Source organism: Aurantiacibacter sp. KMU-128, assembly GCF_056933515.1.
Genome location: NZ_JBXORT010000001.1, coordinates 275,698 through 291,286 on the forward strand (window position 1 = coordinate 275,698; position 15,589 = coordinate 291,286).

Sequence of the window (15,589 nt, forward strand, 5' to 3'; positions counted from 1 at the left end):
GTCACAATCAGCCCCAGCTCTCGGCCAGATCGCGTGTGTGGGCAATCGCGCTGATCCCGCGCTTGCCTTCGCTGCGGTCGAGCTGGACAATCACATCGATGACGCTGGCGGCATAGGCGATGGTGTCTGTACGGCTGAGGCCGATACCGGTCTGCATCACCATCAGGCTCAGCTGTTCGAGCGCACCGCGCAAGCTGTTGGCATGGATGGTCGAGAAACTGCCCGGGTGGCCGGTATTGATCGCGCGCAGGAAGCTGACGCTCTCCGCCCCGCGCAATTCACCCAGCACAATGCGGTCAGGCCGCAGGCGCAGCGCGGATTGCAGCAGTTCGTTGGCGGTTACTTTCGCTTCGCCCAACTCACCCTTCACCGCAACGAGGCCGACGCTGTTCAAACCGGGGAACTTTAGTTCCGGCGTATCCTCCACCAGCACTACCCGCTCTTCACGCGGAATCTCGCCGAGCATGGCGTTGAGGAAAGTCGTCTTGCCGGTGCTGGTGCCGCCCGAAATCAGGATCGTCTTGCGCGCCTTGATCGCTTCGCGGAGGAAGGCAATCGGATGCGCCTGCGGATCGGGCAGGACAGGCTCGGCGCGCGGGGTGAGGGGCCCCGCGTCATAGGCGTCGAGCGGCAGATCAAGCCGCCGGTGGCGGCGGATCGACATCGCCCAATGCTTGCGCGTGGCGGGCGGGCCGCAGAACTGGATACGCGCACCATCAGGCAAGGTTGCGCCGAGCAGCGGGTGCTCGCGGTTGATGCCCTGGTGGCTGATTCGGGCGACCTGCTCGGCCAATCGTTGCACCAGCTTGTCGGTGATGTCGGCGCGCTCGATACGGGTCATGCCGCCCGCAACCGCTGCATCTTCGATCCACACTTCGCCGGGGCCGTTGACGAGGATTTCGGTCACCGTGTCGCGCTCTAGCCATTCGCGAAACGGCGCGAGATAGGCGTCGAGATAGACTGAGCCGCCGCTCGCCACCTGCGGTTCTTCCGAGGCGGGGTCGTCAGGCAAAGCGGGGCTATTCGTGTCCATTAAGCAGCCCAGCCTCAGCGCACCGCCGGAGCCGTGCCGAAATCGAGATCGCGCGCAGTATACACGCGTATCGGCTCGCCCATACCTACGCGGATCGTCGGCGGACGCTGGCCGTCCTGCTGCAACGCGGTGCTCGCCGCGCTCTGCCCGCCGCCGAGCACGACGGACGCGCCGCCACCTGCAAGGTTGGTCAGCCCGCCGATCACCGACAGCAACATGGCCGAGCCGAAACGGCTGAAGAAATGCGTATCGACTTCGCCTTCCAGTCCTGCCGTCCCGTCAAACGCGGTGCCGGGGCTTTGCAGCGCGACCGAGACGCCATCGGGCCGGATTACGCGCTGCCAGATGACATAGGCGCGGCGCTGACCGGCTTGCAGGCCGCTTTGATACTGGCCGACAAGTCGACTCGAACGCGGGATCAGCACGCGGCTGCCATCATGGCTGCGCACATCCTGGCTCACCACCGCGCGGACATAGCCGGGGACATCGGTGTTGATCGCGGTTTCGAGGATTGCAGGGATCATCGTCCCCTGCGTGACCGTGGTCGACGGATTGAAATCGACCGAGGCGCTCGCCGTCCCGCCTCCAACCCCGCCGACGCGAGCGGCAAAATCATTTGCCCCGCCCGAGCCGGGGATCGTCGCGTTGGGCTGCGATGCGCCTGCCGCTTCGGCCTGCGCGGCGACCGCGGCGGCGGAGGAGGGCGCGGTGCCGCCATCGAAAACGAGTGTTGGCGAATTATAATTGGGCGGCGGCGAAACCGGCCCGGCGATCACCATTGCATCGGGTGCGCGCGCCAGTTCGACCGGCTGTGCCATCGCCCCGCCGACCGGCTGGGAAACGGCGGCTACGGTGGCATTGGCGCTGGGCAAGCCGTCGGTGGGCGTGGTGCCGGGAGCGACCGCCATATTGGGCGCAGTGTCGGGCTGGGCGACCTGCTGGTCTTGCGCCTCCTCGCTCGCCGGACCATCACTTGTCGATAGGACTCCCCATGCGCCAGCTCCGACCAGCGCTACAAAGGCTATCCCTGCCAGTAGCCCGAATGTATCGGCCCGCGCATTGCGATTGGCGACGGCCGGATAGGCGGTGCGGCTGGCGAGATCGATGCTCTCTTCGCTCGCGCTGTCACGCGGATCGCCTTCGATGGCGGCGGTTTCGCCGGGAAGCTGATTCGACTGTTTCATCGTCTGATCCCTTCCTCTCAGTCGCGTTCCGCCGGAGCAGCCGTGCCATCGGCCAGATAACCGCCACTATCGCCCTGATTGACAAGCAGCGCCTCATTCTCGCCCGAGCGCAGGATGATCTCGGCAGGCACCAGATCGAGCACGATCGTATCGCCGCGCACCGCGTAATTGACGGGGCCTTCATTGCCCTCGTGGTCGGTCAGCAGGATTGCGGGCATCGCGCGGTCGCCCGGCCAGGTGAGGAAGGTCGCTACGCCATTGTCATAGACTTCGCTCGGCATCAGGCTGGCATCACCGCGGCGCGTCCAGCTGAAATTGAGCATGGCGGGATCGAGCACGGCATATTCGTCATTCGCGGCGGCCATTTCCAGCGCATTGGGCGCGCCTGCACCCATCAGCGAATCGGGGCCATCGTCCTCTGCGGGCGGCAGCAGTTCCTCGGGATAAATAAAGGTCAGGAAATACACCGGCGTGCGCGTATCGGGCACCGCGACCAGATCGAACAGATAGGTGAAGCGGTTGGTGATGACCGTCATGTTGGTCGCGGCGCGCGGAAGCAGCGGTTTGACGAACAGCAGATTGGCGCGGCGATTGGGTGTAACCTGCCACGCGGCGCTGTCTCCGATGGCCACGTTCTCGATCGTCTCGCCTTCGCCAAAGCGGATGGTGCTCTGCACATTCACGCGGCCTTCGACGCGCACGACGCTGTAGGGATCATACAGCCGCTCGACGAGGCGCGGGTCTTGCGCCGCGGCGGGGGTTGCGAGCGTGGTCAGCGCCAGCACTGCCATAAGGATGGCGTGGCGGATCATGTCATTTTCTCCGTTGAACGGATGGGAGCGGATTTGAAGCGGCTGCCAATGCCGCGCGCCCGCGATGGCAGGCCGCTGCCGGGCGAGGAGGTTTGCGCGGTGGCGGGACCGCCGATGATGCGCGTTTCGCGCGTGGTCGTGCTGCTGCTTCCCGCAGCGCCTGGATCATTTGCAGCGGTGGGAACGGCTGCTGCCGCGACCCGCACATCGCGCGCCACGGCAGGGGCCAGCTGCCGTGCGCGCTCGCCTGCATTGGTGGTTGCCAGAGCCGGGTTCACCGCAGGAATGGCGATAGTCGAAGCGGGGGCAGGTGCGGGAGCCCAAGGGCGTTCATCCGCACCGCGAACAAGGCCGAACACGCTCCACCCGCTGACCATGGTGGTAAGCACTTTCAGCACCATGAACATCAGCGCCAGATGCACCGCGCCGATCATGAAGAACGCCATGGCAGGCCGCACGTCGATTTCGCCCGGCGTGCTGGCGAGGCTCGACAAGACCGGCACTGCCAGTTCGAGCATCAGCGAACCGCCAAGCACCGCAAAAAGCGGGGTGAAGGCCATCAGCACCACGGCTTTGAGCCAGCCGGTGAAAATGCCGCGCGTCCCGTCAAACAGCGCGCAAAGGATGAAAATCGGTCCGAGGCCCATCAGGATGGCAAGCGCGATCTTGCTCGTCGCCAGCACGCCCACCGTACCCAGCAGCAGCATCGTCCCGCCCGACCAGAGCAGGCCCGGTGGCGAGAAGACGCTGGTATTCGCATCCATCGCATCCCCGCCCGATGCCTCCATCAGCGCGAGCATCACCGCGTCGAGCTTGTCGGCGAAAATGGTGGTGGCTGATCCATCGGTGCCCATCAGCCCGCTGGCGATGGAATCGGGGCCGAGCACGAAGAGGTTGTAGAACACCCACTGGAATAACAGCCAGCTGGTCGCAAAGGTCACCACGAAAACCAGCGTCACCATGCGCGGGGTCAGCGAAGCAACGCCGATCCGCGTGCGCCCGGTAATGAGAGCGAAGCCCAGCAGCGCCACAAAGATCACCAGCACGGCGGTAAAGGTCGGCCCGAGGAAGCCGCCCTCGGCAAAGAGGTTGTTGAACGCCGCCTCGCTCATCGCATTGGCGGCACAGTCCACGCCGCGCAAGCTCGCGCCGATCCCTGCGCCGACGGCTTCCATCTGGCGTTGGCAGTCCGCCGTCATGACGCCCAATGCGCTCATTCGGCGGCCTCGCGATTGTCTTCCGGCTCGACACCGTCAGGGCCGGGCCATGCATGGCCGGTGAGCGCGGGATACCACTTGGCGGGCGCATCGCCGACGCTGGCGCGCAGATCATCGAGCCGCCTCACGCTGCTTTCGCGGCCCGAGAGGATCGTCAGCACTTCGGGCGCGCTCGACAGGTCGAGCCGCACGACAACGCTCGCATCGGGCTGGCGGACGAGGAAACAGCGGCTATGCGCGGGCAGCGATTTGATCAGCGCCAGCTCGTGCTCGGTCAGACCGAAACCGTCGCAATAATCCTCGTAGCGCGCACGGGCATTGGGCATGAAGACCATGGTGGCGGTCTGCTCGACCAGCGCGGTACTGATCTTGCTATCCAGCGCATCGCGCGCCGACTGCGTGGCAAAGCCGACCAGCGCATTGCGTTTGCGCAACGTCTTCAGCCAATCGCGGATGCGCGCGGCGAAGACTTCGTCATCCAGCGCTTTCCACCCTTCATCGATCAGGATCATCGCCGGATCGCCGTCCAGCCGCTCGTCAATGCGGTGGAAGAGATACATCATGGTCGGCGTGCGCAGCTTGGGATTTTCGAGCAGCGCGGTCATGTCGAAACCCATCACGCGGGTGGTGAGATCGAGATTGTCCGTCGCATTGTCGAACAACCAGCCATGCTCGCCGCCCTGACCTTCGTCCGAGCCGATCCATGCCGAAAGACGGTCAGCCAGATCGCCCGGCTGCGGGCGGCGGCTGCCGGAGACCAGTTCCTTGAAATGCCGCAAGCGGCGCAGCGAGGGCGCATTGGCATAGGCTGCATCCACTGCCGTCGCGATGGTGGAGGCTTCTTCCGGCCCTTCGGCTTGCAACAGGACAGAGAGCCAGTCGCGCAGGAAAGCGCGGTTGGTCGGGCTATCGGGCAGGGCAAGCGGGTTGAAACCGGTCGGCTGGCCCGAGGCTATCCGGTCGTAATTCCCGCCAATGCCGCGAATGAACAGTTCGGCACCTCTATCCTTGTCGAACAGCACGGTGCGGGGAGCGAATTTCTGCGCCTGCGCGGCGAGGAAATTCATCACCACGGTCTTGCCGGACCCGCTCGGTCCGATGACCGAGAAATTGCCCAGATCGCCATTGTGGAAATTGAAGAAGAACGGGGTGGAGCTGGTCGTCTGCAGCAGCGTTACCGCGTCACCCCAGTGATTGCCCTGCGCCTGCCCCAGCGCGAAACCGTGCAGGCTGCCAAAGCTCGCCATATTCGCCGTCGAAATCAGCGAGCGGCGCACCAGATATTGCTCGTTCCCCGGGAACTGGCCCCAGAAGGCGGGCTCCAGATTGGTGTCCTCGCGCACCGCAATCGCACCCGTATCGCCAAGCGCCGCCGCAACCGCAGCGGTCGCATCGTCGAGCCGTTCGAGCGAGCGTTCGCGCACCAGCACCGACAAATGGTGATCGCCAAAGCCGACGCTGCCAGCGCCCAGCTCGTCACGCGCGGCCATCATGTCCGCCCGTTCGGCCTGCGCTTCCTCGTCGGCGCTGCGCAGGCGGCGGATGGCGAGATCGATCCGTTCGCGCGCGCTCTGGCGTTCCTGCGGCGCGAAGGTCTCGGTAACGATCATTTCATAGGGCAGGCGCAGCATCGGATCGATTAGGCCGGGATGCGTCGCTTCGGGATAGTCCTTCAGGCTGAGGATGGAGGAAAAATCCACCCCGCCGCTGCCGCGCAATTCCATCGCGTCGAGCCCGAAACTTGCACGGCGATAGGGCAGCATATCGCCGATATCGGTCTCGTCAGAAGGGCGGCGCACCGGGCGCATCTCGCCATTGTAGAGCGCGGAGAGCAATTCCAGCGTTTCGTTGAACAGCTCCCCATTCGCGCCGCGATAATCGCCCAGCGGCTGCGCGCCATATTCGGCCAGGCTGGCCGCCAGCGCCTGCACCGCGCCGCGCAGGGAGCGCAGATCGCGCGGATCGATCTCGTCCGCCTCGCGCGCCTTGCCCTTGAACCATTTGCCCACCCGCTCGACGAGGCCCGCCTTGCCGCGCGCGGGACGGCGCACCAAAGTCACGAACTGGTCGTTTACGAAGAGCGAGCCGGAGGAAAGCTTCTCGCGCCAGCGCCGGTCGATATGCGCCGAGAGCGGATCTTCGAAAGTGGCATCCAGCTCCACGCTCACCCTACGGCGGATGACGTGGTGATACATGACAAAGCGCGCATCAAGGTTCGAGCGCAACATCACCTCGCGCGTTTGCGCATGGGCGTTGAGCGCGTCGGTCTCCTCGGTTTCGAACAGTAGACCGGGCACTTGCAGCGCCGCCATCAAAGAGCCGTCGCGCAGCAGTAGCACGCCATCGTCGATCAGCCGCGCATAGGGCAGGCGGTCACCAGCCTGCGCTTCCTTCGCGCTCCAGGCCGCGGCTCCCAGCCACTTGTTGCTCATGCTGCGTGCTCCAGATTCTTCACGGCGCGTAGGAATTGCAGCCCCAGCGCGAATAATTGCGCACGCGGGGGCATTGCGAAACCTTGGTGACCCACAGGTCGATAATCCGCGGCTCCCGCAGCGAAGCGAAATAGCCGATCACGTGCATCACCAGCGCCACAGGGACGAACCACCAGCTTTTCAGGATGAGAAAGGCAATGGTCGACACCATCATATTAATGACGAAGAAATTCATCGTCACGCCGGCAAACATTTGCGGGCGGGTCAGCGCGCGGTGTACGGGATGGCGGATCAGCGGCATGGCCAGTTGCGCCTTATCCTGCCGCGCTCTGGATGCCGCCGACAATCGACGCGGCGCCGAAAATGATGAACACGCCGATGATGACCGTCGCGCCGAAACGCCAGTTCACACGGCCCGTCAGCATCATGAAGCCGACAGCGGCCACTGCCATGACCGCGACGGTGGTCGCGATCTGGCCGAGCAGCACGCCCTGCATCCAACTGAAGGCGTTGTTGATCGGCTGCGAACCCGCAGGATCCTGCGCCATCGCGGCACTCGGCAGCAGAAGGGTGAAAAGCGCCGCCAGTCGGGCGAGAGAAGCGCGGATGGGTTGAAGCATGATTATCGTGTTTCCCGGGAATGATAAGCGAGGCGGCCCATAATGGAGGCCACATAGTTTTGTGTTTCACGGATGCGCGGAACGCCGCCTGAACGGATGACCCGCTCCGGCCCTGCATTATACGCTGCCAGCGCCAGTTCAAGATTGCCGTTGAAGCGGTCAAGCTGCTGGCGAAGATAACGCGCCCCGCCTTCGAGATTGGCGAAGGGATCATCGGGGTCGACTCCGAGGTCGCGCGCCGTGCCGGGCATAAGTTGGGCAAGCCCGCGCGCACCGGCGGGCGACACCGCATCGGCGCGCCAGCGGCTTTCCTGCCACACCAGCGCCTCGATCAAAGCGGGGCTGAGATTGTAGCGCGCCGCCAGCATGGTCACGTGGTCGACATAGGCAGGTGGGATAAGCGTAAGAACATTGCCGGCATAGACGGTAGGCGCGCTGCTATTTGTGACCGGCGAGCCGGTGGATGAAGCGCTTGCAACGAAACTGGGTGCAACAGCCGAACCCGCGAGCCCGCCAGTGACCCACGCCGCTTCGCCGTCCGCGCCAATTTCCATGACCTGTGCGATGGCCTGCGCTGGAAGCGCATAGGCACAGCACAATATCATCATGGCAATTGCGCGGCGATTGCGCGGAATCATGCAAATACCCTCCGAAGCGAGGCCTTTGCTTACACGAAATGACACGGCTGTGACAAACCCGCGCGGTTAACGCCCGCAGCGAAAAAATAGACCCGGTCGCGGAAGGAACACGCGGACCGGGTCAAGGCGACTTCACTTCCAGCAGTGAAGTAGCTTTTTAGGAGGCTTAGCGCGCTGCCAGTCGGTAATCTTCAAGTGTTCCCAACGCCATGGCGGCGACCCGGCGGGAATCGACCCAGCGGCCATCTGCCAGTTCCATATCGTAGCGCGTGCTGCTCTCCAGCGCCGCAGTGTAATATTGGCGCGCTTGCTCGGCATTGCCGAGCTGCTGGTGAACGCTGCCGAGATTGATCAGCGTGGCCGGATCTTCCGGATCGGCGGCTTGGGCTTCTTCGAGGACGGCAAGCGCGCTTTCAAGATTGCCGTTGGCGATTTGCTCGTAAGCGACGTTCAGGACTTCGGGATCGGCATCAGCGACCGGCGGCAGCATGGCCGTCTGGGCCAGCATGAGCGGCGCAAGTGCGAATGTTGCAAGCATGGCTCTCTCCTTGTTCTGGCATCTTTGTGCGCCTCACCAACCCGCAATGCAACAAAACTGTAACATTGTCATAAATTTGAAATACCGCGACGGCTTCCAGGCAGCCTTCATGGCAAGTGGATAAGTAAAATACCGCCTTTTCATTGACTTGTAGGAATTGTCCGGCGATTCCCCAAACCGTCACAGTATCGCAAATAAACCGTCACACCGCAGGCCTATTGCCCCGGTCGCGACACCCATTCCGTTGCTTTGCGATTCAAACGATCCTCATGAGGGGCTGTAAGCTGTGACCAAACTATCCCGTTCACTCATCATTGGTAGCTCGATACTGGCGCTCGCAGCGTGCGGCCCGGAAGAAATTGCTTCGCCCGGCACCGGCGGCAATGTCATCATCAACAATCCGCCGGCAACGCCGACCCCGACGCCGACCCCTACGCCGACATCGGCGCTTGTGACACCGGCTGGCGGTTGCCCGACCATCGCCGATGCGCAGGGCCTGACCGACGAAGGCACGATCACCGGCCCCGAAGGCACGTGGCGTGTGTGCACTCTGCCGAGCCGCCTCAACGTGTCTTCGACTTTGCCGCGCTTTGACGGCCTGCTGTACCGGATTGCGGGCGAAACCAATGTCGGCACTGACGGTGGCCCGGCTGCCGATGCGTCGGACGGTCTTTCGGACACCAATGTGACGCTCACCATCGAGCCTGGCGTGATCCTCTACAGCTCGGGTTCGGGCTTCCTGAACGTAACCCGCGGCAACCGCATCAACGCGGTTGGCACGCCGCAGATGCCGATCATTTTCACCAGCCGTGACAACGTGGTGGGCTTCAACGCCAACAATCCCAACGCTTCAGGCCAGTGGGGCGGCGTGGTCCTTTCGGGCCGCGCTCCGGTCACCGATTGTATCGCGCCGGGTGCAACGCCGGGTACGGTCAACTGCGAACGCCAGGTGGAAGGCGCGGTGAACCCCGCGCTGTTCGGCGGCGCATCGCCGGGCGACAGCTCGGGCTCGATGCGTTATGTGCAAATCCGTTTCTCGGGCTTCGTGCTCTCGGGCAACAGCGAACTGCAGGCGCTGACCACGGGCGGCACCGGCCGCAGCACCGTGCTGAACCACATCCAGTCGGTCAACTCGTCGGATGACGGCGTCGAATTCTTCGGCGGCATCGTCAATATCTCGAACCTGATCGTAGCGGGTGCGGAAGACGACTCGCTCGACACCGACACCGGCGTGAAGGCGAATATGCAGTTCGTCATCGCCGCGCAGCGTCCCGGCGTCGGCGACACGATCATCGAAGCGGATAGCGATAACGGCCTGTACCAGCAGACCCCGCGCCAGAACACGACGATCGCTAACGCGACCTTTATCCAGCGCAACAACCGTGACCAAGCCATCCGTATCCGTGGCGGCACCGATTACGGGCTTTACAACACGCTGATGATCGATGCTTCCTCGGCCGGAACGCCGTGTATTCGCATCGACCAGACCGAAACCATCGCTGCCACAAATCCGGGCGGTGACGAGGTGGGTGCCCCCCGCTTCAACTCGGTCGCGCTCGATTGCGCCACTGATTTCCGCGCGGGCAGCAACGGCGTCTCGCTTGCCGATACAGAGGGCGTTTTCAACGCCGGCACCGGCAACAATGCCAGCTTCACCAACACCATCGTCAACGGTTACCTGAACGGTGCGAACGAGACCGGCTTCACCCCGATCTTCGATGTGACGACGCTGAACAATAACGGCTTCAGCTTTGTGGCCACCAACTTCATCGGCGCGGTCAGCCCGACCGATGATTGGACCCAGCGTTGGACCTGCAACTCGGCTGCCGTGAGCTTTGGCACCAACAACACCGGCGACTGCACCAGCATCCCGGTCTTCTAAGTGGCTTTGGAGGGGGCTTCGGGTCTGACAACGCGTCTGCCCGAGGTCCCCTTCGCCGCATTTGCAAGCGGAACCTTGGCGTCCGCTTATGACGTTCTGGATCGTATGCGAGGGATTCCCCGATGATGACCACTGGCAAGAAGCTGGCGGCTTTGCTCCTCTTCACCACCGCGCTCACCGTGCCCGGTGCGGCATTTGCGCAGGCTACTCCCGAAGAGGAAGCGGCGGAAACTCCGGCCTCGCAAGACCCCGAAGACGAGGAAAGCGAGCAACCGGACATCTCGATCCCCGGCGGCAATACGATTATCGTGACTGGACGCATCAACCGCGATCCGGTGCAAAACTCCAGCCAGGTTGTCGACGTCGTGTCGAGCGAGCAAATCGCGCGACAGGGCGAGGGCGATATCGCCGGTGCTTTGGGCCGCGTGACCGGCCTTTCGGTGCAAGGGCAGGGCTTTGTATATGTCCGCGGTCTGGGTGACCGCTATTCGCTGGCGTTGCTCAACGGTCTGCCGCTGCCCTCGCCCGAGCCGCTGAGCCGCGTGGTGCCGCTGGATATTTTCCCGACCAACGTCATCGCCTCCTCGCTGGTGCAGAAAACCTATTCTCCCAACTTCCCCGGCGAATTTGGCGGCGGTGTGATCAATCTGACCACCCGCGCCATTCCCGATGAAAGCTTCATCACGCTGAGCGGCGGGCTTAGCGCCGACACCGAAACGACATTCCATAACGGTCTTGCTTATTACGGTTCGGACTTCGACTGGTTCGGCTTCGACGACGGCACCCGCGATGTGCCGCCGGCGCTGCAAACCTATTTCAACAGTGGTCTTCGGATGAGCGACATCCCGCTCGACCCTGCCCAGAATATCGACGGTGCGCCCGTTACCCAGCAGGACATCGCGCAACAGCTGGGAGATCCCAATCTGGTGCTGCTGCAGACGATCGGCGACATTCCGGCCAACTGGTCGACCGGCCTGACCGCAGGCACCGCGATCGATGTCGGCAGCGACGGGCAGTTCGGGATCATTTTCACCGGCTCGGTTTCGAACCGCTGGCGCACGCGCGACATCACATCGCAAACAATCCTCGCCGATTTCTCGCTGGATACCGATTTCAACGATCTCGTGACCGATAACCGTTCGTTGGTGAACGCCATGCTCGGCTTCGGGCTGGAGATTGGCGATCACCAGTTCCGCTTCACCAATCTGTTCATCCGCGACACGCAGAAGCTCGCGCGGCTTTCGCAGGGTGAGGATTTCCAGGACGATGACAGCGTCCAGCAGCAGCAGACGGCGTGGTACGAACGCCAGCTGATCGACACCCAGCTGGTGGCGGAGCTCGAGTTTGGCGATCTCGGCGTCGATCTGCGCGGCGGTTATGCCCGTACCGACCGTGAGGCGCCTTACGAATACACCTTCACCTATGTCCGTTCGAACGACCAGAGCGAGCTGGGCGACACCTTCATCAACGTTCTCGACCGCCAGACGGGCGATGCGTCGGTGGTGTTTTCCGACTTGCAAGAAGAGCTGTGGTCGGGCGGCATCGACCTGAGCTATCCGCTGTTGGACAGTCTCGCCGTGACGGTGGGCTACGCTTACAGCGACACAATCCGCTTCTCCGAACGGCGCGAGTTCCTGTTCAATGCTCCCACCAGTTTCCCCGATGCAGTCGGCGCGCTGCGCCCCGATCTGCTGCTGGGCGATGCCATCATCGACTTCTTCGATATCGGCCTGATCGAATCGACCCAATCCGATCCGGCCTTCGATGCCGGCCTTGAAGTCCATGGCGGCTACGGCAAGATCAACTGGGAACCGGTGTTCGGCCTCAGCGTGGACGCCGGTGTGCGTTACGAGCGGGCGACGCAATTCGTCCGCCCGGCCGAAGTGTTTTCCACCCCGTCGGTCTCGACCGCTTCGACCTCGCTTGAAAACGAATACTGGCTGCCCGCCGCCACAATTACTTTCGAACCGATCGAGGACTTGCAGCTGCGCGCCAACGCTTCGCGCACGATTGCCCGCCCACAGTTCCGCGAGCTGATCTTTCAGACCTTCTACGATCCGGAAACCAACCGCCAGTTCAACGGCAACCCGCTGCTGGTGGATAGCGAGCTGACCAATTACGAAGTCCGCGGCGAATATTATCTGGGCGGCGGTGACCGCATCTCGGTCGCGGCGTTCTACAAGGATATCCAGGACCCGATCGAAGCTTTCTCAAGCTTCTCCGACAACAACCAGCTGACGAGCTTCGCCAACGCCCCGTCGGCCACACTGTATGGTGTGGAAGCCGATGTCGCCTACACGATCAGCCTGATGGATTGGGGCGGGTGGTTCGAAAGCAAGGATCTCTCGATCTTTGCCAACTACACTTGGACCAATTCCGAAATCGCGGTTGATGCGGCCGATACCACGCTGCTGTTTCCCAGCGGCATCACCCCGGCGACCAACCTGTTTGTCGATGGCGTCCCGCTGACCGGCCAGTCCGATCACCTCGCCAACTTCCAAGTCAGCCTCGAAGACATCGATACGCTGCAGCAGTTCACGGTGTTGCTCAACTATGCGAGCGAGCGTGTGACCAGTCGCGGCACTTCGGGCCTCCCGGATATCGTGGAAGATCCGGGCTTGCGGGTCGATCTGGTCTTCCGTCAGGGCATCGACCTGTTCGGCGCGGAAGCGGAGTTCAAATTTGAAGCGCGCAATATCTTCGGGCGTGGGAACGAGGAGTTCCAGACCAACGGTATCGACCGTTTCGAGATCAACACGTTTGACGTTGGCACCACCATCGCCGGTTCGCTCTCGCTCACCTTCTGATAGAAGCGGCAAAACAATTTGGCCTCCGGCAGCGATGCCGGGGGCCCTTCCTTATCCGCTCGAAGGCCGGGGTGGGGAGTTCCGGCAGCCGGACATACCGGTTACGATAGGGATCCCGGACTGTTCGCAGCAGTGTCCATCGTGCTCAAGGCGCGTCGAAAACGTAGCCCTTGCCGTGGACGGTGCGCAGCATATGGTCGGCGCCCGCTTGCCGCAGGCCATGCCGCAGCCGTTTGATCCACACATCCACTGTGCGTGTATAGGCAGGGTCACCGGCCTTGCCGAGCGCGTTGATCAGTTCCTCGCGGGAGAAGATTCTGTCGGGGTTCTCCGCCAGATAGCGCAGCACCCGAAACTCGTTAGGACGCAGCGGGATCGCTTCGCCCTGCCAGCGTGCCTGCTCGCTGCCAAGATTGATGACCAGATCGCCGCATTCGATCAGCCGGTCTTCCAAGGGCGCGGACGCGCCGACCTGAAGGGCTAGCACACGATCAAGCATGGCCTGCCGGGAAAGCGGAGCAATCGCATAGTCATCCGCCCCCGCTTTCAACACACGGCGCCGGTCTTCTACGTCGTCCGCTTCCAGAATAACGGTAATATGCGCATCGCCAAGGCGCGGATCGCTGCGCAAGCGGCGCACCATTTCCAGCCCCGAGCAATCATCCAGCACCCAGTCGACAAAGATCCACGCCGGCCCTTCCACCAACTGGCGCGGCCCCGCCGAAGTCAGCAGGGAAAACGCGAACACCGTATCGCCATGCGCAAAATCCGCAAACTGAGCGGAGTCGCTGTTTGTGGTAAGAATACTGACGCGCTTCATGCTTCGGCCAATCCCCTGAGCTGACCGGAGTGCTGGAGGGATTTCTTGACCGCATTATGACAGTTCGAGCGGGTTTTTCAGTTAGGCGGCTTTTGCCGGACAATACTTCTGCAAGAAGTCGCCATGGCCCGGCATATGCTGGACGAGGAAGCGGATCGACTTTTCGATTTCGTCGAGCTCTGCCTTGGTTTCGGCCTGATCAAGCGTTGCCGCCATCGCATTGTGGCCCTGCATCTGGATGCCCTGTCCCATCATCACCGCCGCCCAGCTGGTTTCGGTGAACAGCTCGTCATCCTCGCGGAAAATCTGTCCGTTCATTTTGAACAGCTCGATCTTCTCGGTGAGGCTGTCAGGCACGCTCATCGTGCGGCAGTAATTCCAGAAATCGGAATCGTCGCGGCGGGTGGCGTTGTAATGGAGGATGAGGAAATCGCGGATTTTCTCGTATTCCTTCATCGTCAGCCGGTTGAAGCTCGCCTGCTGCGCCTCGTTCACGCCGTCGAGCGAGAGCAGCGCGATGAGCTTGTTGATGCCGGTATTAATGAGATGGATCGAGGTCGATTCGAGCGGCTCCATAAAACCTGCCGCCAAGCCAAGCGCCACGACATTCTTGTTCCAGAACTTCTTCCGCCGCCCGGTCACAAAACGCAAATGGTTGGGCTCTGCTGTTGGCTTGCCCGCAATGTTGGCGATCAGGATATCGGTCGCCTCGTCCGCACCCATATAGGCATCGCAATAGACATGGCCATTGCCGTTGCGGTGCTGCAAGGGGACTTGCCACTGCCAGCCCGCCTTATGCGCGGTCGCTTTGGTGAAAGGCGGTGGCGGCGAGCCGTCATCGCGGTTGCAGGGCAGGGCGACCGCGCGGTTGCAAGGCAGCCAGTGCGTCCACTCCTCATATCCGGTTTCGAGCGCCTGCTCGATCAGTAGACCCCGGAAACCCGTGCAATCGACGAAGAAATCGGCGGCGATGGTCGGGCCGTTCTCCAGCGCGATCGACTTAACGAAGCCTGTCTCAGCATCGAGCTGCACATCGCTGACCTTGCCTTCCTGCCGCACCACGCCGCGTGCCTCTGCATATTTGCGCAGGAAGGCTGCATAGGCAGTGGCGTTGATATGATAGGCGTAGTTGATCGGCGGCAGATCATCGCGCTGCATAGCGTCGGTTTTGGCGAACTTGCCGAAATAGGCCGCCATGGTTTCGGCATTGAAGACCTGGATCGGCCGGTTGTCGCCGCGCGATTTCGCGTGGTGCCAGATATGGTGAAAGCTCAGCCCACCCATCTGGTAGCCGTAATTGCCAAAGGGGTGGATGTAGCTTTCGCCGACATTGCCCCAATTAACGAACTGGATGCCCAGCTTGAAGCTGCCTTGCACAGCGGCGAGCATTTCCGCTTCGTCAATTTCAAGAAGCGTCTGGAAGTCGACAAAGGGCGGGATGGTGGCTTCGCCGACACCGACCGTGCCGATTTCTTCGCTTTCCACCAACGTTATCGCCAATTCGCGGTTCTTGCGCAGCCGGGACATTGCTGCTGCTGCCATCCAGCCTGCGGTTCCCCCACCCACGATCACGATATGATTGATTGCCATGTTGTGTTCTCAAGTC

Annotated in this window: 13 protein-coding genes; 2 read left to right on the plus strand and 11 right to left on the minus strand. The window is 62.4% G+C overall.

Going from position 1 to position 15,589, the window contains the following annotated elements:
• Window positions 1–7 precede the first annotated feature (7 nt).
• The 9 genes from virB11 to ACS0VV_RS01485 form a co-directional block, all read right to left on the minus strand.
• Complete coding sequence (virB11, locus tag ACS0VV_RS01445; protein ID WP_483530965.1) at window positions 8–1,033, minus strand: P-type DNA transfer ATPase VirB11; 1,026 nt, start codon at window positions 1,031–1,033, stop codon at window positions 8–10.
• 14 nt (window positions 1,034–1,047) lie between these two features.
• Window positions 1,048–2,217 carry a TrbI/VirB10 family protein gene (locus tag ACS0VV_RS01450; protein WP_483530966.1) on the minus strand — a complete coding sequence of 390 codons (1,170 nt, stop codon included), beginning with the start codon at window positions 2,215–2,217 and terminating at the stop codon, window positions 1,048–1,050.
• Window positions 2,218–2,234: 17 nt separating this feature from the next.
• Complete coding sequence (locus tag ACS0VV_RS01455) at window positions 2,235–3,029, minus strand: TrbG/VirB9 family P-type conjugative transfer protein (RefSeq protein WP_483530967.1); 795 nt, start codon at window positions 3,027–3,029, stop codon at window positions 2,235–2,237.
• A complete protein-coding gene (locus ACS0VV_RS01460) occupies window positions 3,026–4,246 on the minus strand; it encodes a TrbL/VirB6 family protein (RefSeq protein WP_483530968.1) in 1,221 nt (406 codons plus the stop codon). The genes ACS0VV_RS01455 and ACS0VV_RS01460 overlap by 4 nt, the downstream gene beginning before the upstream one ends.
• Entirely contained in the window at window positions 4,243–6,678 is a 2,436-nt protein-coding gene (locus ACS0VV_RS01465) for a VirB4 family type IV secretion/conjugal transfer ATPase (protein WP_483530969.1), read from the minus strand. The genes ACS0VV_RS01460 and ACS0VV_RS01465 overlap by 4 nt, the downstream gene beginning before the upstream one ends.
• 19 nt (window positions 6,679–6,697) lie before the next feature.
• Window positions 6,698–6,979, minus strand: a complete 282-nt coding sequence (locus ACS0VV_RS01470) for a VirB3 family type IV secretion system protein (protein WP_483530970.1) — start codon at window positions 6,977–6,979, stop codon at window positions 6,698–6,700.
• Window positions 6,980–6,992: 13 nt separating this feature from the next.
• Window positions 6,993–7,298 (minus strand): TrbC/VirB2 family type IV secretion system protein, encoded by a 306-nt coding sequence (locus tag ACS0VV_RS01475; protein ID WP_483530971.1) that lies wholly within the window; start codon window positions 7,296–7,298, stop codon window positions 6,993–6,995.
• A gap of 2 nt (window positions 7,299–7,300) precedes the next feature.
• Window positions 7,301–7,936, minus strand: coding sequence for a lytic transglycosylase domain-containing protein (locus ACS0VV_RS01480; RefSeq protein ID WP_483530972.1), 636 nt, complete (start codon window positions 7,934–7,936; stop codon window positions 7,301–7,303).
• 166 nt (window positions 7,937–8,102) lie between these two features.
• Window positions 8,103–8,474, minus strand: a complete 372-nt coding sequence (locus ACS0VV_RS01485; protein ID WP_483530973.1) for a tetratricopeptide repeat protein — start codon at window positions 8,472–8,474, stop codon at window positions 8,103–8,105.
• A 286-nt stretch (window positions 8,475–8,760) separates the two neighbouring features.
• On the opposite strand from ACS0VV_RS01485, the gene ACS0VV_RS01490 reads away from it, so the two are divergent.
• Window positions 8,761–10,356 (plus strand): hypothetical protein, encoded by a 1,596-nt coding sequence (locus ACS0VV_RS01490; protein WP_483530974.1) that lies wholly within the window; start codon window positions 8,761–8,763, stop codon window positions 10,354–10,356.
• Window positions 10,357–10,478: 122 nt separating this feature from the next.
• Window positions 10,479–13,163: a TonB-dependent receptor domain-containing protein gene (locus ACS0VV_RS01495; protein ID WP_483530975.1), complete on the plus strand. Its 2,685-nt coding sequence runs from the start codon at window positions 10,479–10,481 to the stop codon at window positions 13,161–13,163.
• Between the two features lie 145 nt (window positions 13,164–13,308).
• Here the strand turns inward: ACS0VV_RS01495 and ACS0VV_RS01500 are convergent, their stop codons facing one another.
• Window positions 13,309–13,983, minus strand: coding sequence for a response regulator transcription factor (locus ACS0VV_RS01500; RefSeq protein WP_483530976.1), 675 nt, complete (start codon window positions 13,981–13,983; stop codon window positions 13,309–13,311).
• Window positions 13,984–14,064: 81 nt separating this feature from the next.
• Window positions 14,065–15,573, minus strand: coding sequence for a tryptophan halogenase family protein (locus tag ACS0VV_RS01505; RefSeq protein ID WP_483530977.1), 1,509 nt, complete (start codon window positions 15,571–15,573; stop codon window positions 14,065–14,067).
• Between the last annotated feature and the right edge of the window lie 16 nt (window positions 15,574–15,589).

Bases quoted from the DNA above. Each gene is read 5' to 3' on its own strand.
- virB11 (WP_483530965.1), bottom strand. From the start codon at position 1,033: ATGGACACGAATAGCCCCGCTTTGCCTGACGACCCCGCCTCGGAAGAA.
- ACS0VV_RS01450 (WP_483530966.1), bottom strand. From the start codon at position 2,217: ATGAAACAGTCGAATCAGCTTCCCGGCGAAACCGCCGCCATCGAAGGC.
- ACS0VV_RS01455 (WP_483530967.1), bottom strand. From the start codon at position 3,029: ATGATCCGCCACGCCATCCTTATGGCAGTGCTGGCGCTGACCACGCTC.
- ACS0VV_RS01460 (WP_483530968.1), bottom strand. From the start codon at position 4,246: ATGAGCGCATTGGGCGTCATGACGGCGGACTGCCAACGCCAGATGGAA.
- ACS0VV_RS01465 (WP_483530969.1), bottom strand. From the start codon at position 6,678: ATGAGCAACAAGTGGCTGGGAGCCGCGGCCTGGAGCGCGAAGGAAGCG.
- ACS0VV_RS01470 (WP_483530970.1), bottom strand. From the start codon at position 6,979: ATGCCGCTGATCCGCCATCCCGTACACCGCGCGCTGACCCGCCCGCAA.
- ACS0VV_RS01475 (WP_483530971.1), bottom strand. From the start codon at position 7,298: ATGCTTCAACCCATCCGCGCTTCTCTCGCCCGACTGGCGGCGCTTTTC.
- ACS0VV_RS01480 (WP_483530972.1), bottom strand. From the start codon at position 7,936: ATGATTCCGCGCAATCGCCGCGCAATTGCCATGATGATATTGTGCTGT.
- ACS0VV_RS01485 (WP_483530973.1), bottom strand. From the start codon at position 8,474: ATGCTTGCAACATTCGCACTTGCGCCGCTCATGCTGGCCCAGACGGCC.
- ACS0VV_RS01495 (WP_483530975.1), top strand. From the start codon at position 10,479: ATGATGACCACTGGCAAGAAGCTGGCGGCTTTGCTCCTCTTCACCACC.
- ACS0VV_RS01500 (WP_483530976.1), bottom strand. From the start codon at position 13,983: ATGAAGCGCGTCAGTATTCTTACCACAAACAGCGACTCCGCTCAGTTT.
- ACS0VV_RS01505 (WP_483530977.1), bottom strand. From the start codon at position 15,573: ATGGCAATCAATCATATCGTGATCGTGGGTGGGGGAACCGCAGGCTGG.